24 protein-coding genes are annotated in these 20,037 nt (G+C 32.8%); all 24 read left to right on the top strand.

Annotated features, from left to right (window positions below; all coding sequences use genetic code 11):
• Positions 1-52 precede the first annotated feature (52 nt).
• From Q0856_RS04070 to Q0856_RS03955, 24 genes are read left to right on the top strand one after another with little or no spacing between them, the layout of a single operon-like run.
• The gene (locus Q0856_RS04070) at positions 53-1,579 is read left to right on the top strand and encodes an aromatic amino acid ammonia-lyase (protein ID WP_298502864.1); all 1,527 of its coding nucleotides are present in this window, start codon (positions 53-55) and stop codon (positions 1,577-1,579) included.
• Between the two features lie 6 nt (positions 1,580-1,585).
• Positions 1,586-2,716 (top strand): WG repeat-containing protein, encoded by a 1,131-nt coding sequence (locus Q0856_RS04065; protein WP_298474503.1) that lies wholly within the window; start codon positions 1,586-1,588, stop codon positions 2,714-2,716.
• 21 nt (positions 2,717-2,737) lie between these two features.
• Complete coding sequence (gene fabG, locus Q0856_RS04060) at positions 2,738-3,490, top strand: 3-oxoacyl-ACP reductase FabG (protein ID WP_298474502.1); 753 nt, start codon at positions 2,738-2,740, stop codon at positions 3,488-3,490.
• Positions 3,491-3,509: 19 nt separating this feature from the next.
• On the top strand, positions 3,510-4,727 hold the full coding sequence (locus tag Q0856_RS04055) for a beta-ketoacyl-[acyl-carrier-protein] synthase family protein (protein ID WP_298502861.1): 1,218 nt from the start codon (positions 3,510-3,512) through the stop codon (positions 4,725-4,727).
• Between the two features lie 3 nt (positions 4,728-4,730).
• Positions 4,731-4,973 (top strand): acyl carrier protein, encoded by a 243-nt coding sequence (locus tag Q0856_RS04050; protein ID WP_298474498.1) that lies wholly within the window; start codon positions 4,731-4,733, stop codon positions 4,971-4,973.
• A gap of 7 nt (positions 4,974-4,980) precedes the next feature.
• Entirely contained in the window at positions 4,981-5,868 is an 888-nt protein-coding gene (locus Q0856_RS04045) for a lipid A biosynthesis acyltransferase (RefSeq protein WP_298474497.1), read from the top strand.
• Positions 5,865-6,791, top strand: a complete 927-nt coding sequence (locus Q0856_RS04040; protein WP_298502859.1) for a dialkylrecorsinol condensing enzyme DarA — start codon at positions 5,865-5,867, stop codon at positions 6,789-6,791. The genes Q0856_RS04045 and Q0856_RS04040 overlap by 4 nt, the downstream gene beginning before the upstream one ends.
• On the top strand, positions 6,791-7,924 hold the full coding sequence (locus Q0856_RS04035; protein WP_298474494.1) for a beta-ketoacyl-ACP synthase III: 1,134 nt from the start codon (positions 6,791-6,793) through the stop codon (positions 7,922-7,924). Before Q0856_RS04040 ends, Q0856_RS04035 begins: the two co-directional genes overlap by 1 nt.
• Positions 7,924-8,361, top strand: coding sequence for a hypothetical protein (locus tag Q0856_RS04030; RefSeq protein WP_298474493.1), 438 nt, complete (start codon positions 7,924-7,926; stop codon positions 8,359-8,361). Before Q0856_RS04035 ends, Q0856_RS04030 begins: the two co-directional genes overlap by 1 nt.
• A 7-nt stretch (positions 8,362-8,368) precedes the next feature.
• Entirely contained in the window at positions 8,369-8,818 is a 450-nt protein-coding gene (locus Q0856_RS04025; RefSeq protein WP_298474492.1) for an ABC transporter permease, read from the top strand.
• 2 nt (positions 8,819-8,820) lie between these two features.
• Complete coding sequence (locus Q0856_RS04020; RefSeq protein ID WP_298474490.1) at positions 8,821-9,222, top strand: hypothetical protein; 402 nt, start codon at positions 8,821-8,823, stop codon at positions 9,220-9,222.
• Between the two features lie 5 nt (positions 9,223-9,227).
• A complete protein-coding gene (locus tag Q0856_RS04015) occupies positions 9,228-10,223 on the top strand; it encodes a BtrH N-terminal domain-containing protein (RefSeq protein ID WP_298474489.1) in 996 nt (331 codons plus the stop codon).
• A gap of 12 nt (positions 10,224-10,235) precedes the next feature.
• A complete protein-coding gene (locus tag Q0856_RS04010) occupies positions 10,236-10,979 on the top strand; it encodes an ABC transporter ATP-binding protein (protein WP_298474487.1) in 744 nt (247 codons plus the stop codon).
• On the top strand, positions 10,972-12,246 hold the full coding sequence (locus tag Q0856_RS04005; protein WP_298502856.1) for an ABC transporter permease: 1,275 nt from the start codon (positions 10,972-10,974) through the stop codon (positions 12,244-12,246). The genes Q0856_RS04010 and Q0856_RS04005 overlap by 8 nt, the downstream gene beginning before the upstream one ends.
• Entirely contained in the window at positions 12,224-12,673 is a 450-nt protein-coding gene (locus Q0856_RS04000; protein ID WP_298474485.1) for a thioesterase family protein, read from the top strand. Before Q0856_RS04005 ends, Q0856_RS04000 begins: the two co-directional genes overlap by 23 nt.
• The gene (locus Q0856_RS03995; RefSeq protein ID WP_298502853.1) at positions 12,666-13,814 is read left to right on the top strand and encodes a beta-ketoacyl synthase; all 1,149 of its coding nucleotides are present in this window, start codon (positions 12,666-12,668) and stop codon (positions 13,812-13,814) included. The genes Q0856_RS04000 and Q0856_RS03995 overlap by 8 nt, the downstream gene beginning before the upstream one ends.
• Before the next feature lie 18 nt (positions 13,815-13,832).
• Entirely contained in the window at positions 13,833-14,894 is a 1,062-nt protein-coding gene (locus Q0856_RS03990; protein ID WP_298502849.1) for a methyltransferase, read from the top strand.
• Positions 14,895-14,899: 5 nt separating this feature from the next.
• On the top strand, positions 14,900-15,517 hold the full coding sequence (locus Q0856_RS03985; protein WP_298502845.1) for a 3-oxoacyl-ACP synthase: 618 nt from the start codon (positions 14,900-14,902) through the stop codon (positions 15,515-15,517).
• A gap of 8 nt (positions 15,518-15,525) precedes the next feature.
• On the top strand, positions 15,526-15,783 hold the full coding sequence (locus Q0856_RS03980; protein WP_121063768.1) for a phosphopantetheine-binding protein: 258 nt from the start codon (positions 15,526-15,528) through the stop codon (positions 15,781-15,783).
• A gap of 20 nt (positions 15,784-15,803) precedes the next feature.
• Positions 15,804-17,003, top strand: coding sequence for a beta-ketoacyl-[acyl-carrier-protein] synthase family protein (locus Q0856_RS03975; protein ID WP_298502842.1), 1,200 nt, complete (start codon positions 15,804-15,806; stop codon positions 17,001-17,003).
• On the top strand, positions 17,000-18,064 hold the full coding sequence (locus Q0856_RS03970) for a beta-ketoacyl synthase N-terminal-like domain-containing protein (RefSeq protein ID WP_298502839.1): 1,065 nt from the start codon (positions 17,000-17,002) through the stop codon (positions 18,062-18,064). The genes Q0856_RS03975 and Q0856_RS03970 overlap by 4 nt, the downstream gene beginning before the upstream one ends.
• A 50-nt stretch (positions 18,065-18,114) precedes the next feature.
• Positions 18,115-18,834: a polysaccharide deacetylase family protein gene (locus Q0856_RS03965; protein WP_298502837.1), complete on the top strand. Its 720-nt coding sequence runs from the start codon at positions 18,115-18,117 to the stop codon at positions 18,832-18,834.
• Positions 18,827-19,447, top strand: coding sequence for an outer membrane lipoprotein carrier protein LolA (locus Q0856_RS03960; RefSeq protein WP_298474474.1), 621 nt, complete (start codon positions 18,827-18,829; stop codon positions 19,445-19,447). The genes Q0856_RS03965 and Q0856_RS03960 overlap by 8 nt, the downstream gene beginning before the upstream one ends.
• Complete coding sequence (locus Q0856_RS03955; protein WP_298502835.1) at positions 19,428-20,036, top strand: hypothetical protein; 609 nt, start codon at positions 19,428-19,430, stop codon at positions 20,034-20,036. Before Q0856_RS03960 ends, Q0856_RS03955 begins: the two co-directional genes overlap by 20 nt.
• Position 20,037 lies beyond the last annotated feature (1 nt).

Raw genomic sequence — 20,037 nt, 5'->3', positions numbered from 1 at the left:
TAGCTATTTTTATTTATAAATTGCCACTTGTTTAAGATAGATTCAACCATAGATGCCAGAAATTAAAGGAAAGTTAGGAATAGAAGAGTTTTATAGTGTTATTTTTAAAAATGACCCCATAAAAATTGATAAGAAAGTAAAACAAACTGTAATAAAGAGTTTCGATTTTTTACAGGAATTTTCAAAAAACAAAGTTATTTATGGTGTTAATACGGGTTTTGGCCCTATGGCGCAATATAAAATAAAGGATTCAGAAAGAATTCAATTACAATATAATTTAATTAGAAGTCATGCTTCGGGTTCAGGTAATCCAATAGCACCTCAATATGTGAAAGCTGCAATGTTGGCAAGACTAAATACTTTGAGTCTTGGTAATTCGGGAGTGCATGTATCGGTGATAGAATTAATGACTTCATTAATAAATAAAGATATTACGCCACTTATTTATGAACACGGTGGTGTTGGTGCTAGTGGAGATTTAGTGCAACTGGCGCATTTAGCACTGGTACTTATTGGTGAAGGAGAAGTATTCTATAAAGGAAAAAGAAGACCAACAGAAGAGGTTTATAAAGAAGAAGGTTTATCTCCTATATCTGTAGAATTGAGAGAAGGTCTTGCGCTTATAAATGGAACTTCTGTAATGACGGGAATAGGTATTGTCAATACTGTTTATACACGTAGATTGTTAGAATGGATGATAGCTTGTTCTTCTGCAATTAATGAAATTGTAGAGGCTTATGATGATCATTTGTCGAAAGAATTAAATCAGACAAAAAAACATAAAGGACAAAGAGAAATAGCTCGTTCTATGCGTAGTCATTTAAAAGATAGTACGCTTACAAGAAAAAGAGAGCATCATTTATATACTAATAATGATGATGTGTCTGTTTTCGAGGAAAAAGTACAAGAGTATTATTCTATACGTTGTGTACCACAAATATTAGGCCCTATATTAGATACTTTAAACGGAGTAGAAAAAATACTTATTGAAGAGGTAAATTCTGCTAATGATAATCCTATTGTCGATGTAGAGAAAAAGCATGTGTATCATGGTGGAAATTTCCATGGGGACTATGTTTCCTTAGAGATGGATAAGTTAAAAATAGTAGTCGCTAAAATGAGTATGCTTGCAGAAAGGCAGTTAAACTATTTAATGAACTCTAAATTGAACGATATTTTGCCCCCATTTGTAAATCTTGGAAAATTAGGTTTAAATTTTGGAATGCAAGGGGTTCAATTTACAGCAACATCAACCACGGCAGAGAATCAAATGTTATCTAACCCTATGTATGTACATAGTATTCCTAATAATAATGACAATCAAGATGTTGTTAGTATGGGTACTAATGCGGCATTAATTACTAAAAAAGTAATAGAAAATGCATTTGAGGTTATGGCAATAGAATTAATAACAATAACCCAAGCTATTGAGTATTTAGGAGTTCAGGATAAGGTTTCTTCTAAAACAAAAGCAGTGTACGATAGAATTAGAAAAATAGTGCCCCCATTTAAAGAGGATCTTATTATGTATCCTTATGTTAATCAAGTAAAAGAATTTATCATTAACAACGAAAATTAAAACATTATGAAAAAGGGCTTTTTATTCATTTTAACTATTTTGTTATCCGTTTCTTCTTTTTATGCGCAAGAACTTGCGTTGGTTAGAGAGAACGATTTGTTTGGATATATTAATAAATCTGGAGCATATGCAATTGAACCACAGTTTGAAAAAGCAGCAAGTTTTTCTGGAGCGTTAGCAGCGGTAAAGAAAAATGATAAATGGGGTTATATTAATGCAAAAGGAGAATGGGTAATTTCTCCGGAATATGATAAGGTAAAGAGATTTAATTCTGGATATGCCTTAGTCTACAGTAATGATGTATGGAAGTATATAGACGAAACAGGGAAAGAACTAAATACTCCTGTGCCAGATAAGTATTATGATTTTAACGATGGTGTTGCTCTTTTTAAAAAAGGGGATAAAATAGGTCTGTTAGGTACAAATGGTAAATTAATTTTAGAACCTAAATACAATGCAATTAAAAATTTCTGGGATGGTCATGCTAAAGTAAAAGTAGGAGATTCTTGGGGAGTAATTAATCAAAAAGGAGAGATTGTTATACCGGCAGATTACCAAGAGATAGGCAAGTATAATGCCAATGGTGTATGGGGAAGAAAAGGAGAAGAATTCGGGATTTTTGTCGATGGTAAATTAAAAGTTGTTTCTGGGGCTAATAAGATTGCTAACTTTCACGCTTCTTCTAATTTAACATATGCAAGAAAAGGAAAAGAATGGGGTTTTGTTGATCAAAAAGGGGAATGGGTCATAGAACCTACATTTAATAAGGTAAAAGCTTTTGTAGACGGATTAGCACCAGTTTTACAGGGAAAAACTTGGGGATTTATTAACGAGAAGGGAGAGAAAGTAATTGCTTTTGATTATAGAGATGCTGAAATATTTGGAGACAAAGGTTTGGCTCCAGTAAGAGATAAAAAATGGGGCTTTGTAAATAAGTCTGGAGTATTGATAATTCCTATGGAGTATGATATTTCAGGAGGATTTTCATTTGTAATGTCTGGTTTTAAGAAAGGTTTTATTAATGGTTTAGCAAAAGTGAAGTATAAAAAAATGTGGGGCTTTATTAATGAAAAAGGAGAGCCTTTAGGGGGTAAATGGTTTCAGAATGCAGAGAATTTTGTAGATACTAGTAAGTAATAAGAAAGTATATATTAATAAATGAAGGAGAAAATAGAACCTATAAAATACGCTTTGGTTACAGGCGGTTCGCGAGGAATAGGTAAAGCTGTTTGTGTTCAATTAGCGAAAGATACAGATTATAAAATTCTTATTAACTACCATAGTAATGAGGGAGCAGCTAAAGAAACACTTAATGAAGTTGAAAATGCTGGGGGCTCTGGAGAAATAATTCAATTTAACGTTGCAAATTTAGAAGAGGTAAGAACTACGTTAGATGCTTGGCAAGAAGCAAATGAAAATGGGATTATAGAAGCTTTAGTGAATAATGCCGGAATTACAAAGGACGGTCTATTTATGTGGATGAAACCTGAGGATTGGTCTAGTGTTATTAATACAAGCTTAAACGGTTTTTTTAATGTTACAAATCACCTTATTCAAAAAATATTGGTGAATAAGTACGGTAGAATAGTTAATATGGTGTCTGTTTCGGGACTTAAAGGTACTCCAGGACAAACCAATTATTCCGCTGCCAAAGGAGCAATAATAGCGGCAACCAAAGCTTTAGCGCAAGAAGTTGCAAAAAGAAACGTTACTGTAAACGCTGTTGCTCCAGGTTTTATTAAAACAGATATGACTGGAGAACTTAATGAAAAAGAGTTGAAAAGAATGATTCCCGCGAACAGATTTGGTGAAGCACAAGAAGTTGCAGATTTGGTTTCATTTTTAGTTTCAAAAAAAGCTTCCTATATTACAGGTGAAGTAATAAGTATAAATGGAGGCATATACTCTTAAAAAAAAGGGTTTGTAGATAATGAGAAGAGTGGTAATAACAGGAATGGGTATATATTCTTGTATAGGTAAAAATCTAGAAGAAGTAAAGTCTTCTTTGTATCAGGGTAAATCTGGAATTGTTTTTGATCAGGAAAGGAAAGATTTAGGGTATAGGTCTAGTTTAACAGGAATGGTAGAACCTCCTATTCTAAAAGGAATTCTTTCTAGGCGGCAACGTGTTAGCTTAGGGCAAGAAGGAACGTATGCCTATGCAGCAACAGCAGAAGCCTTGGCTAATGCTAAAATATCTCAAAAATTTTTAGAAACAAATGAAGTAGGTGTTATTTATGGTAATGATAGTACTGCAAAATCTGTTATAGAATCTATAGACACAGTTAGAGAAAAAAAAGACACTACTCTTGTTGGTTCTGGTGCTATTTTTAAGGCAATGAACTCTACAATAACCATGAACCTTTCTACTATATTTAAATTAACAGGGGTTAACTATACTATTAGTGCTGCTTGTGCTAGTGGCTCACATGCTATTGGCATGGCGTATCATTTAATAAAAAGTGGTATGCAAGACTGTATTATTTCTGGAGGAGCTCAAGAAATTAACGCATTGGCAATGGCTAGTTTTGATGGTCTTGGGGTTTTTGCTATGAATAATGAAAATCCGGAAAAGGCTTCTCGCCCATTTGATAAAGAAAGGAATGGCCTTGTGCCAAGCGGGGGTGGAGCTACTATTATATTAGAGAGTTATGAATCTGCAGTTAAAAGAGGAGCTCCGATTTTAGGAGAAGTCGTGGGTTACGGATTTTCATCTAATGGAGGGCATATTTCTACGCCAAACGTTGAGGGTCCATCAAAAGCGATGAAGAAAGCTTTGAAAGATGCGCAAATGGATGCTTCTAAAATAGATTATGTTAATGCCCATGCAACCTCTACTCCAGTTGGGGATGCTAACGAGGCAAAGGCAATTCATGAAGTTTTTGGAGAGTATCGTCCTTTGGTAAGTTCAACAAAGTCAATGACAGGTCATGAATGTTGGATGGCTGGTGCTAGTGAAGTAATATACTCTATGCTTATGATGCAAAATTCATTTGTAGCGCCAAATATAAATTTAGAAAACACAGATGAAGACTCAGCTAAATTAAATTTAGTAACAAAAACCATAAATAAAAAAATTGATGTATTTTTATCCAATTCTTTTGGGTTTGGAGGTACAAACTCTGCTCTTGTAATAAAAACAATATAATACATGAATAAAGAAGTTATCATTGAAAAGATAAATGACTTTCTTATAGACGAATTTGAGGTAGAACAGGATGATATTAGTCCAGAAGCAAACCTAAAAGATACTTTGGAATTAGATAGTTTAGATTTTGTTGATCTTGTGGTTGCTGTGGAATCTAACTTTGGGGTTAAATTAGTTGGCGAAGACTTCATTAATGTAACTACATTACAACATTTTTACAATCTTATTGAGCAAAAAATAGGTTAAAATTGCAATGGCAAAAAAGTGGGAAGGAAAATCCAAAGGGACCGTTTTAGGCTATAAAATCTTTGTTTTTTTCATAAAGTTCTTAGGGCTTTCTTCTGCATACTTTATATTGAACTTTGTTGTTGTATATTACTTTTTCTTTTCTAAACAAGGAAGGGAGTCTAGTTTTGAATATTTTAATAATCGGTTAAAATATTCAAAATTCAAGAGCCTTATAAGTGTTCTTAAAAATACCTATGTTTTTGGGCAAACTATTATAGATAAAATTGCAATTTCCAGTGGTTTAAGAAACAAATTTTCTTACGAATTTGACGGGGAACATAATATTACCAATCTTATTAAAAAGAAGCAGGGAGGTATTTTAATTAGTGCGCATGTTGGTAATTTTGAAATAGCAGAATTTTTTTTCGATGAAATAGACCATTCTTCTCAAATTCATCTTGTAACGACAGATAGTGAGCATGAACAAATAAAATCTTATTTAGAAAGTGTTACGGGGAAGTCTAATATCAAGTTTATATTAGTTAACGAGGATTTAAATCATATTTTCGAGATTAAGGCAGCTTTGGATAAAGGTGGTTTAGTTTGTTTTACGGGTGATCGCTATTTTGAAGGAAATAAAACTTTAACACAAAGCTTATTAGGAGAAGAAGCGGAGTTTCCGGCAGGACCTTTTTTAATGGCTTCTAGATTAAATGTTCCAGTTCTTTTTGTTTATGTAATGAAAGAAACTAAAAAACACTATCATTTATATGCTAGAAGAGCAAAAGCCAATAGTAGAGATGCTCAAGGCTTGTTAAAGGAATATACAGAAAGTGTGGAATGGATGTTGAGAAAATACCCATTACAATGGTTTAATTATTTCAAATTCTGGAATACTAAAGAAATAGAATGAAAGAAGTATTGGTAGTATATTACACCCAAACCGGGCAACTGTTAGATATTTTAGAAAATATAGTTGTTCCTTTTGATAAAGAAAAAGTTAATGTAACCTATCATAAGATTGAATTAGAGGACCCTTTTCCTTTTCCTTGGACAAAAGAAGCATTTTATAATGCTTTTCCGGAATCTTTTCGTCAAGTTCCTGCGAAATTAAAAGCACCAAATGAATCTGTTTTTTCTAAGAAATACGATTTAGTAGTCTTAGGTTATCAGGTATGGTTTTTAACGCCGTCGGTACCCATTAACTCTTTTTTAAAATCAGAGGCGGCTAAAAAGTTGTTATCGAACACTCCAGTTGTTACTGTTGTTGCTTGTAGAAATATGTGGATTCAAGCACAGGAAAAAGTTAAAAGATTATTAAAGAATGTAGAGGCTAACCTTGTTGGTCATATTGCTTTGGTAGATCGTAATGTAAACCATATTAGTGTTATTACAATAGCGCATTGGATGTTTTCTGGGGATAAAGGGAGAATGTGGGGTATTTTTCCAAAACCAGGAGTATCAGATAAGGATATTAAGGAGGCATCTAGATTTAGCCCAGTAATAGAAGAAGCATTACTGTCTAATACATTTTCTATTTTACAAGGAAAACTTTTGGAACTAAATGCAGTAATTGTAAACCCTTTTTTAGTTAAAACAGATGAACGTGGAAATTTTGTGTTCTCTAAATGGGCAGCTTTATTAACTAAAAAAGGAGAAGAGAGTGAAGCAAAACGTAACAAATGGATTAATTATTTTAAAAAATATTTGTTCTTCGCCATATGGGTCATTGCACCTATAGTTTTTGTTGTATTTTTGATAACTTATTTACCCACTTATAAAAAGAGAAAAAAGGAGAAGGAATATTACTCTTCCGTTTATTTAAAGGAAAATTAATGAATAACGTATATATAACTAGAATATCTAAGTTTTTGCCAAATGAGCCTGTTACGAATGACCAAATGGAAGAAAAATTGGGAGTTATTAATGGTAAGGCATCAAAAGCTAGACGTGTAGTTTTAAGAAACAATCAAATAAAAACACGTTATTACGCTATAGGAGATAATGGAGAAATTACCCACAATAATGCACAGTTAACTAAAGAAGCTGTGGAGAATTTATGTGATGAGGAATTTCAAACAAAAGATATACAATTACTTTCTTGTGGAACTTCGAGTCCTGATCAAATTTTACCATCTCACACTGCCATGGTACATGGTTTTTTAAAGAACGGTAATATGGAGATAAATTCGCCTTCTGGGGCGTGTTGTTCTGGTATGAATGCTTTGAAATTTGGATTTTTATCTGTAAAAGTTGGGCAAGTAGAAAATGCCGTTTGCGCAGGTTCCGAGAGAACATCTAGCTGGATGAAGTCCGATATTTTTTCTAATGAAGTAGAGCGCCTTAAAGAGTTAGAAGATAGCCCTATACTTGCTTTTAATAAAGAATTTTTACGTTGGATGCTTTCTGATGGTGCTGCAGCGGTTTTACTCGAAAGTGAGCCAAAAGGAAAACTGCCGTTAAAAATCGAATGGATGGAAGGATATTCCTATGCCTATGAGATGGAAACATGTATGTACGCTGGGGGAGAAAAATTAGAAGACGGAAATTTAAAACCATGGAGTGAATATCCTGCAGATGTATGGGGAGAAATGTCTCTTTTTGCAATGAAACAAGATACACGCTTGCTTGGTAATAACATCTTAGTAAAGGGTGTAGATAGTTTAAAGCAAGCATATGAAAAACACAATATAGGACCAGATGATGTAGACTATTATTTGCCTCATATTTCGTCGTATTACTTTAAACAAGGCTTGTACGATGAAATGGTAAATAGAGGAATAGAAATGCCTTGGGAAAAATGGTTTTTGAACCTAGATAAGGTAGGTAATGTAGGAGCGGCTTCGATATATGTTATGCTAGAGGAGTTAATGTCTTCGGGTAAGCTTATAAAAGGAGACCGTATTTTATTACATGTGCCAGAGAGTGCACGATTTTCGTACGCATATGCTTATTTAACGGTGTGTTAATGAATTTGGTAAAGAAACCAATTACAGAGGAGGGTTTTATTCAAAACTTGATTCCGCAAAAATGGCCGTTTGTAATGGTAAACGCCTTGTTTTATTTTTCTAATGAAAAAGTAGTATCTGGTTTTACTATTAAGGAAGACAATTTGTTTGTAAATAATGATTGTTTTCAAGGGCCTGGACTGATAGAGAATATGGCTCAGACGGTTGCATTACATACTGGATATTCCTATTTTTTAAAGGGCAAAGAAGCGCCAACAGGTTATATTGGTTCTATTAAAAAAGTAGAAATACTTAATTTGCCAGAAGTAGGTAGTGAACTTAAAACTACGGTTGTGATTTTGCACGATATAATGGGGGTTACTTTAGTGAAAGTAGAAGTGCAATGCAAAGGCGAAATTATTGCAACTAGTGAAATGAAAACCGTATTAGCAAAATAAAAAGTCTGTGAGTAAGAAAAAGATAGGGATTAAAAACTTTTTACCTCATAGAGATCCAATGCTTATGGTGGCTTATCTTACGCATATAGATGATACATCAGCAATAGGAGTGTTTCCGATAACTAAAGATTGTGTTTTTACAAAAAATAATGCGTTGCAGGAACCAGGTCTTATTGAAAATGCGGCACAAGTTAGTTCTGCCGTTGTAGGGCAAAGCTTTTTTGAAAAAGGAGATTTAAAGGGAGAAAGTAATAATATTACTGGCTATATAAGTGCGATAAAGAAAGTAACCATACATAAACTTCCAGAAATCGGAGATGAAATTATTACAAAAGCCAAATTAGTTTCCAGATTCGATACAGAAGGGGTAAGCATTTGTACTATAGAAGGAGCTATTTTTAATAATGATGAATTAATTGTAGCTTGTACCCTTAACTTCCTAATTCATGAAATATAGAGATGAAGAAAAATGAAGTGCCCCAAGATAAAAGTAACCTAGAATCAGCTAATATTAAGGAGATGTATTATGCTGTGGATGAAAATGGAGAATATACGACCGAATTAAGCACAGGTTGGGATCCAAAGACGATAGCTTTAGATAACGCTATAAAAGAAATAGAAGAGAGGACTGAGATTGCTAGGCAAAAAGTTCTAAATGATAAGGCAAGTCCTATAGAATATTATATGGAGCTTCATAAAATGGATGTAGGAATTTTGGCTAGTTATATGGGTATGTGGGCATGGCGAGTTAAAAGACATTTTAAGCCTTCTGTTTTTAAAAAATTAAGTAAAAATACACTTCAAAAATACGCTGAGGTTTTTGATATATCTGTAGAACAGTTAAAGCATATTGATAAATAAAATTCATGGAAATAAATTTTACTCATAAACAATCCGCGCATTGCGAAAATGGAGTGGTTTCTAATTTAATGCGCTTTAATGGTTTTGAAGTAAGTGAACCTATGGTTTTTGGAATTGGATCAGGACTGCTCTTTAGTTATCTTCCATTTTTAAAAGTAAACCATGCGCCGGTAGTTACCTATAGAGTAATGCCTGGTGTTATTTTTAACCGCTTTGCAAAGCGTGTAGGTATAAAAGTTAAGCGAGAAAAGTTTAAAAGCTTGGAAAAAGCTCAAGAGAGATTGGATCAAAATTTGAAAAAAAATAACCCTGTTGGTTTACAAGTAGGGGTGTATAATTTAGGCTATTTTCCAGAAGAATATCGTTTTCATTTTAACGCCCATAACATGGTTGTTTATGGTAAAAAAGAGGGAACTTATTTAATTAGTGATCCAGTAATGGAAGATGTTACTTCATTGACAGAAAAAGAACTAGAAAAAGTTCGTTTTGCAAAAGGGGCATTCGCTCCTAAAGGACATATATATTACCCTACAGAATTTCCAGAGAAATTAGAATTAAAAAAAGCAATAGTAAAAGGAATTAAACATACTTGCAAAGATATGACTGCTCCAATTCCGTTTGTGGGAGTAAAGGCTATTCGTAAAACGGCTAAGTTAATTCGCAAATGGCCCTCTAAAAAGGGAGTAAAAACAGCTAATCATTATCTAGGACAAATTGTCCGTATGCAAGAAGAGATTGGTACTGGTGGTGGCGGTTTTAGATATATTTATGGCGCATTTTTGCAAGAAGCAAGTAAGGTTTTAGATAATCAAGAACTTTCTGCATTATCAAAAGAAATTACGCAAATTGGGGATTTATGGAGAGACTTTGCTGTAGACGCTTCTAGAATATATAAAAACCGAAGCGCAACGGAAGATGGTTATAATAAAGTAGCGGATCAATTGGCTTCTATAGCAGATAAAGAAGAAGCTTTTTTTAAAAAATTAAAAAAAGCAGTCTAATTAATTTGAAGAATGATTACTATTAACCAATTATCTAAAAAGTATAAAGACGCAGAAAATTATGCGGTGTCCAATATAGATTTGGTTATAGAAAATAAAGAAATTTTTGGATTACTTGGTCCTAATGGTGCAGGGAAAACTACTTTAATATCCATGCTTAGCTCTTTAATAAAACCTACAGAAGGCTCTTTTTCAATAAATGGACTTACCTATAAGGAAGATAAAAATAATCTGAAACAGATTATCGGAATTGTGCCTCAAGAATATGCATTGTATCCTTCATTAACCGCTTATGAAAATCTTTTTTATTTGGGGAGTATGTACGGATTAAAAGGAAATAGGCTTACATCTTTAATAAAGGAACATGTAGAGACTTTAGGTCTTACAGATTTTATAGATAAAAAAATACGCCATTTTTCAGGCGGAATGAAAAGAAGAATTAATCTAATAGCAAGTATTTTACACGAACCCAAATATTTGTTTTTAGACGAGCCTACGGTTGGCGTTGATGTACAATCTAAAAATGTCATCATAGATCATTTGAAAGAATTAAATGCAAACGGAACCACTATTATATATACCTCACATCATTTAAACGAGGCAGAACATTTTTGTACCAGAGTAGGTATTGTAGATCACGGGAAACTAATTTGTAAAGGCAAGCCTTCAGAATTAATTTTTCAGCAAGAAGGTGCTAATAATTTAGAAGAAGTGTTTATAGCGCGCACGGGTAAGGCTCTTAGAGATTATGTATAAACTTTTATCTTCAACATATAAAGAGTTTTTGCTTTTGATTAGAGATTTGGGCGGATTGGCTATTCTCTTTGTTATGCCTTTGGTTTTACTTATAACTATTACATTAATTCAAAACAATACCTTTAAAACACTTAAGGATTCTAAAATTCCTATACTTCTTGTAGATAATGACAAAGGCCCTGTTTCAGAACAGATAAAAAAAGGACTTTCTAGTACTAGTGCTTTTGAGGTAATAAAAAAGGCTTCGGAAGAAGAGGCAAAAGAACTTGTTTTTAAAGGAAAATATCAATTAGCAATTGTAATTCCAGAGAGTTTATCTACGGATTTAGAAACCAAAGTAAGTGAAAACGTAGATGGAATTTTGGCAAAGTTTGGACTCGAAGAAGAGGAAGAATTAAACAGTAGAAATAAAAGAGTGATTCAAAAGAAAGAGGTTAAACTTTATTTTGATCCAGCCACGCAACAATCTTTTAAAAGCTCGGTTAAAAATGGCATTGATAAGGTGATTTCTAGTATAGAAATACAAAGCATATACAAAGCTTTTGAAGAGCAATTAACGGAAGAATCTAGTGAAGAACCAATTTTTGCTACGGAGAGCTTTATTTCCTTTAAAGAAATAGTTCCTAATAAAGCAGAAAATGCAATACCTAATGCTAGTCAGCACAACGTACCTGCATGGGCATTGTTTGCAATATTTTTTATAATCCTTCCGCTTTCCATAAACATGGTAAAAGAAAAGTCTCAAGGTACTTTTGTTCGGTTACGAACAAACCCGGTTTCTTATGCTACTGTTTTAGGAGGGAAAACTATAGTTTATTTGGGTGTTTGTTTAACTCAGTTTGTACTTATGTTATTGGTGGGTTTGTATTTGTTTCCTCTTATTTCTTTGCCAAAAATAGATATTACGGATAAGCTTCCAATGTTATTGTTAGTTGCTTTTTTTGCTGGTCTTGCTGCAATTGGATTAGGGTTATTATTGGGAACAATTTTTAAAACACATGAACAATCTGCTCCTTTTGGAGCTACTTTAGTAGTTATTTTAGCAGCATTGGGAGGTGTTTGGGTACCCGTTTTTGCAATGCCAAAGTTTATGCAAATCCTTTCTAATGTGTCTCCAATGAATTGGGGTTTAAATGCATTTTATGACGTTTTTTTAAGAAGCGTAGGTTTTGTTGAAATTATTCCTGAAATTACACTCTTGTTTTTATTTTTTATGATCACGACAACGATAGCAATACTTTATAATGAGAAAAAAAATGCCGTCTAAACCTTCTAAAGAAATTCACTTTACTAGCGAAATTCGAGTACGTTTTGTAGAAACAGACCCGCTAGGAATTGTATGGCACGGTAATTATATTCAGTATTTTGAAGATGGTAGAGAAGCCTTTGGAAGGCATCATGGAATTTCCTATTTGGATCAGAAAGATTTTAATTTTTCTACTCCAATAGTAAAATCTAGTAGCGAGCATAAACTGCCATTGCGTTATGGAGATGTAGCTACAGTTAAAACTACCTTTGTAGATTCTCCTGCAGCAAAAATGATTTTTAAATATGAGATTCTTAATCCATCAGGAGAGGTGGCTTGCACAGGAGAAACCGTTCAAGTTTTTGTGGAATTAGGAGGAGAGTTATCACTAACAATTCCAGACTTTTTTAAAGAATGGAAAAGAAAAGTCGGTTTGTTAGATGACTAAAATTTATCTCTCGCATAATAATATAATTTCTTCCTACGGTTTTAGTAGTACAGATGCTGTAGAAAAAATTAAAAATGGAATATCGGGCTTAGAATTGGTTAACGATAAAAGTTTAATGCCAGAACCCTTTTATTCGTCTTTGGTAAATAAGAAAAGTTTATCTGAAGAATCTAAGGCCTTAAATCTTGGAGAAAAATACACCACTTTAGAGAAAATGATGTTGCTTTCTCTAAGTAAAGTTATTTCCGATAGCAATTTTGTAATTACAGAGCGGACTGGGTTAATTATTTCTACTACTAAAGGAAATATTGATGCTTTAGATATTCGTTCGCCACATAATGAAGAGAAAGCGTATTTGTCTAAACTAGGAAAATCTATTCAAGACTTTTTCGGATTTTTAAAGGAACCTTTGATTTTGTCCAATGCATGTGTTTCTGGAGTTCTAGCAACCTCTATAGCAAAGCGTTTAATCAAACAAGATTTGTTTGATGATGTTTTTATAGTAAGCGGCGATTTGGTTACAAAATTCATTGTTTCAGGTTTTAATTCTTTTCAGGCATTGAGTAGCGAGCCATGTAAGCCATTCAGTAAAAACCGAACAGGAATTAATATAGGAGAAGTTATAGCTAGTGTTCTGGTAACTAAAAAAAGTACAAATCTGGCAGAAGAAGCTGTAATTATAATGGGAGATGGCACAGCAAATGATGCCAATCATATTTCAGGACCTTCAAGAACCGGCGAAGGTTTAGTGCGCAGTGTAAATTCTGCCCTAAAAGAGGCAAGTATTACTGCTGCTGAGGTAGATTATATTTCTGCTCATGGAACGGCTACAATTTTTAATGACGAAATGGAAGCCATTGCTTTTAATAGGTTAAACATGAATAAAATTCCTTTGAATAGTCTTAAGGGTTATTTTGGACATACTTTAGGAGCATCTGGCCTATTAGAAACTATTATTGGGATGCATTCTATGCACCAAAATACTCTTTTTACCTCTTTGGGGTTTGATGAAATGGGAGTTAGTAAACCGGTAAATATCATTGAAGAATCCATAGAAAAAAACGTAACTATCTTTTTAAAGACAGCATCAGGTTTTGGAGGTTGTAATACAGCTGCAATATTTAAAAAAGTAAAACACTAATTATTCAAAAATAAATAAATGCCACAAAAACACATAAAAGCAATAGATGCATTAGAAGAAGCCCAGAAAATTGCTATGGCACCATTTGTATTTCAGACATCTGTATCTCTTCAAAAATTGGGAGTTCTAGATTACATTTTTAACAAAAATAAAGTAGGAGGCACTACTATTAAAGAAATATCGAAGGACTTAGAGGTTAGTGAATACGGTTTAGGTGTTTTGTTAGAAATGGCGGAAAGCTCGGATATTGTTTATGTAAATGAAGAGAAAAAATATGAGTTAACTAAAATCGGCTATTTCTTGGCATTTAATGAGACAGCAAAGGTGAATATGAATTTCACTAATGATGTTTGTTTTAAAGGGTTATATCATTTAAATGATTCTATAAAAACTGGAAAACCTTCCGGATTGAAAGAATTAGGGAAATGGGATACTATTTACGAAGGGTTATCTCAACTTCCTGAAGAAATAAAAAAATCATGGTTCGATTTTGATCATCATTATTCCGATGGTGCTTTTGAAGAAGCTTTGAAAGTTCTTTTTAGAAATAACCCAAAGCAAATCTACGATATTGGAGGAAATACAGGGAAATGTGCGTTGCTTTGCTGTAACTTTAATGAAGATGTTAATGTAAAAATATATGATTTGCCGGGGCAACTTAATGTTGCGTTAAGCAATGCAAAAAAGAATAATTTAGATCATAGAATCTCTGGTCAAGAGATAGATTGGCTTTCTGATAATCCTGAAATAGGAAAAGAGGCAGATGCTATATGGATGAGTCAATTTTTAGATTGTTTTTCTGAGGATGAAATTGTTAAAATATTATCCGCTTGTGTTGAAGGAATGGATGAGAATACGGAATTGCTCATTATGGAAACATTTACAGATAGGCAAAGATTTGATAATGCTAAATTTATTTTAGAAGCAACTTCGTTATATTTTACTGTTTTAGCAAATGGTAATAGTAAAATGTACAAAGCGGAAGTTTTAATAAGATTGGCAGAAAAGGCAGGTCTATACATCAAAGAAGACATTGCTATAGGGGAATACCACACTATACTAGTTTGTAAAAAAAAGTAATATAATTGAAATCTGAAACTTTCATAAATAGTTATTGCCATATAAAAAACAATTCTGTTTTATTAAACGGAACAGAGGTTTATAAAGGAGAAAAAGAAGCTTCTTTCTCAGGTTTTATAAAATCAGCCTATAAGAGTTTAGACACAAATTATTCCAAATTTTTTAAAATGGATAATTTAAGTAAGTTAGCATTTTTGGGGGCAGATGTTTTGTTGAAACATGAAAATGTAGATCAGGAAAAAGAGGAAGACATTGCCCTTGTTTTTTCTAACAATGCATCTAGTTTAGATACAGACAGAAAATACCAGAAGTCTATAGAAGATGACGATAACTTTTATCCAAGCCCTGCTGTGTTTGTTTATACCTTACCTAATATATGCTTAGGTGAAATTAGTATTAAGCATAAACTGTATTCTGAAAATAGTTTCTTTATCTTTGAAAACTTTAATCCAGAATATTTGCACGCATATAGCACTGGATTAATACAGGAAAATAAAGCAGAGAAAGTATTATGTGGATGGGTAAATATAGACAAAGAAGATTATACTGCTTTTCTATATCTCATAAGCAAAGAGCAAGGATTAGCTCCTCATACAATTAAAGAAGTAAAAAGTATATTTTAAACATTATTATGGAAGCATTAAAAGAAGAGTTAAAAAATAAAATTATTGAGCAACTAAACTTGGAAGATGTATCAGTAGATGAAATTGCAGATAATGATCCTTTGTTTGGAGAAGGTTTAGGTTTAGATTCTATTGATGCTCTCGAGCTTATAGTAATGTTAGACAAGGATTATGGTATTAAATTATCTGACCCTAAAGAGGGGAAAAAGATTTTTGAATCTATAGATACTATGGCTACATATATTTCAGAAAACAGTCCTAAATAATTTTTTTGTTTTTATAATCTATGGGTAAAGGAGTTGCAATAACTGGAATGGGAATTATTTCTGCGATTGGAAACAATGTAGAAGAAAATTATAATTCTTTAATTTCTAGCAACAAAGGGATCTCTAGAATCTCCAAAATAGATACGATTCATAAAGATGATATTATGGTTGGTGAGATTAGTTTTACCAACAAGGAGTTAGAAAAATTATTGGGATTATCATCCGATAATAACTATTCTAGGACCGCCCTTTTAGGATTAGTAGCAGCTAAAGAAGCTGTTAAAGAAGCAGGTATTCTAGATATTTCGGAATATAAAACGGGCTTAATTTCAGCTACTAGTGTAGGTGGAATGGATATGACGGAAAAGTTCTATTATGATTATATTGAAAGTAACACTAATAGGAAATATATAGAAGGACATCATGCCGGCGATTCTACTCAGAAAATAGCGGAAGAATTGGGTATAAAAGAGAGTTTGGTAACTACTATTAGTACAGCTTGTTCTTCCGCTGCAAATGCTATTATGTATGGCGCTAGACTAATAAAGGCAGGAAAACTAGATCGCGTAGTGGTAGGTGGAGCAGATTGTCTATCTAAATTTACCATTAATGGTTTTAAAACCTTAATGATACTATCAGATACATACAATACTCCTTTTGATGAAAATAGAAAAGGACTAAACTTGGGAGAAGCAGCAGCTTTTTTGGTTTTAGAATCTGATGCATTAGTAGCTAAAGAAAATAAAAAGGTATTGGCTTATGTTAAGGGATATGGAAATGCAAATGATGCATATCACCAAACTGCATCTTCGGAAAATGGAGATGGAGCAACATTAGCAATGGAAAAAGCATTAAAGGTTGCAAATTTACAGGCAGAAGATATAGATTATATAAATGCTCATGGAACGGCAACCGGAAATAATGATTTGTCTGAAGGAAGGGCGATACTTCGCGTTTTTAAAGAGAATGTGCCAGATTTTAGTTCTACAAAGCCATATACAGGACATACCTTAGCTGCGGCAGGTGGCATTGAGGCGGTATATTCCATTTTAGCCTTACAGAGAAATATAATATTCCCAAACCTAAATTTTAAAACTCCTATGAAGGAGTTTGCTATAATTCCTCAAACAGAGTTAAAGAAAAAAGAATTAAACACAATATTGTCTAACTCTCTTGGGTTCGGTGGTAATTGTTCTACAGTAATATTTTCCAAAGGATGAAAAAAGTCTATATAAATGGAAGTGGAACTATTTCCTCTCAGAAGACTTTTGATAATTCAGAGTTTTTAGAAGAAGTAACGACCTATAATGATACGGTTATTCCAGCAGTAAACCCTGTTTACAAAGATTTTATACCTGGTTCCGCTGCTCGTAGAATGGCAAAAGGTGTAAAAATGGGAGTAGTAGCTTCTAATCTTGCGATGCAAGAAGCGGAGTTAGAATCTGTAGATGCAATTATTACAGGAACAGGAATGGGTTGCGTTGTAGATTCTGAAAAGTTTTTAAGTAAGTTAATAGATGATAACGAACAATTTTTAACGCCAACATCTTTTATACAGTCTACTCATAATACCGTTGGGGGGCAAATTGCACTAGGAATCCAATGTAAAGGATATAATTTTACTTATGTACATTCTAGTGTTTCCTTTGAATCTGCTTTGTTAGATGCTCAATTGCAACTAATTAATGAAGAGGAAAAGAACATTCTTATTGGTGGTGTCGATGAAATTGGCGCGCATACTACAAAGGTTCATGGGTTAGTGGGTCATATTAAGGAAGAAAACACAGAAACGTTTTCCGTTTTAAAATCTAACACTTCCGGTGCTGTATGTAGTGAAGGGGCAAGTTTTTTTGTATTATCCTCAGAAAAACAAGAATCTACTTATGCAGAAGTTGTGGCCGTACAAACTTTTAATACCCTGTCTAAAGAAAACTTGCAAACTACCTTAAATTCATTTTTAATGGAGCATGGGTTAAATGTATCTACAATAGATCTTATTGTTTTAGGAAATAATGGAGATGTAGATTATGACCAATATTATAATCTACTTGTGGAAGGTGCTTTTTCTGAAAAACAACAAGTGTATTACAAACATTTAAGTGGAGAGCATAATACAGTTTCTTCCTTTGGGTTTTGGTTAGGAGCAAAAATTCTTAAAACGCAGACTGTTCCGGCAGAGACTAGGCTTAACCAAAAACAGATTAATTCTATTAAAACCGTTTTATTATATAATCAGTATAGAGGAGAAAACCACAGCTTCACTATACTTAAACAATGCTAAAATTTGGGGTTGTAAATAGAATTTTTATCACACTTTTTTGTCTTTTGTTTTTGGCAAATTATTGGCTTTCGATTCCTGTTTTTTTATTTGCCGTCTTTGGTTTTATGTGGTTTGCTTTAACGGTTTTTGGTTCTTTTTTTATTCAATGGAATTACCATTTTAAATCCTATCATAAAAATCAAAATAGTACAGAAAATAAAATTGCGATTACTTTTGATGATGGCCCGCATCCAGAATTTACACCAAAGGCGCTAGACCTTTTAGAAAAATATAATGCTAAAGCAACTTTTTTTTGTATTGGGAAAGAAATAGAAAAGTATCCGTCTATTGTTTCTCAAATATTAAAAGGGGGGCATACTATAGGCAATCATACCTATTCGCACACGCGCAACTTTGGCTTTTTAAGTACAGAGAATGTAAAGCAAGAATTAGAGAGGACTAATACGATTGTGAAAAAAAGTTTTGGTTTAGATTTACGTTTATATAGACCAGCTTTTGGAGTTACCAATCCACGAATTAAGAGAGTGTTACAAAGAACAGGCTTTATATCAATAGGATGGAGCGTTCGTTCTTTAGACACAACAAAGAGGTCTCCTAAAAGGATACTGAATAGAACTGTAAAAAATCTTAAAAAAGGCGATATTATACTTTTACATGATACTAGTGTAAAAACCATGGCAGTTTTGGAACAGTTATTGTTATTTTTACGGCAACAAGAAATGCAATCCGTTACAGTAAATGAATTGTTAGATATTTCGGCCTATGAATAAGATAGTATGTCTTCTTTTTTTTATTGCCTTTGGAGGGATAAATGCTCAAACAAAAATGAGCGCCCAGGAAGCAGAAATATTAAAAAATAAAGTTAAAGCCAGGGCAGATGAAACACAGTCTATCTCTAGTGATTTTACACAATACAAACATTTAGATTTTTTGTCTAATGATATAGAATCTAAAGGAAAACTAGCTTTTAAATCACCAAATACGGTAAAGTGGGAATATGTAAAGCCTTTTGCTTATTCTGTTTTATTTAAAGGAGAAACATTGTATATTAATAATGAAGGAGATAAGAGTAATGTGGATATTGGCTCTAATAAATTATTTAAAGAATTAAATACCCTTATTGCGTCTAGTATTAAAGGAGATATGTTCACCACAGAGCATTTTGCTATAACCTATTTTAAAAAGGGAAAAGATAATGAGGTGCATTTTGCGCCAAAGGACCCAAAACTGTCCGAATTTATAAAAGCATTTCATATTACTTTTAATAGTATGGGGGACGTTATGGAAGTAAAAATGATAGAACCGTCGAACGATTATACGCAAATAGTTTTTTCTAATCGAGAGTTAAACAAAGCAATTCCAGATGCGGTATTTGCTCACTAGTATTTGTGTTTTGCTCTTCGCTTCCTGTGCAAGTTACCCAGATATAATTGGTCTTGTAGAAGAAGAAAACCTTAAACAACAGGTTTATAATCCCTATTTTTCTAATACCACTAAAGATTATGTGTATAAGGCAGATTTAAAGTTTTATAAAAGAAAATTTTCTGGAATTATTATTGTCAAAAAAATCGGAAGTAAAGAGCATAGATTAGTGTTTACTACAGAAATGGGGAATAAGATTTTCGATTTTTCTTTTTATGAAAACGACTTTAAAGTAAACTATGTTTTGCAGGATATGAACAAGAAAATTATTCTAAATATGCTGCAAACTGATTTTTCGGCATTGTTAAAAGAGTATAATGTAAGTATAAAAGACTACACAAAGAAAAATCTAGAAGTAAAAGAAACCAAGATGGCTAATAAGGCGTATTTCTATTTTTATGAAAATAAAGAACTAGTCAAAATTGTAAGAGAAAACAAAGGAAAAGAAAAGGTAGTGTATCATTTTTCGGAAATAAAGAATAATATTGCACAAGGAATTTTAATAGAACACAAAAACATTAAATTGAACATTAAGTTAAAAGGAATTTAAT

Source organism: uncultured Maribacter sp., assembly GCF_947496775.1.
Lineage (GTDB): Bacteria > Bacteroidota > Bacteroidia > Flavobacteriales > Flavobacteriaceae > Maribacter_B.
Note: the sequence above shows the minus strand (reverse complement) of the source record. Positions and strands in the feature narration are given on the sequence as shown.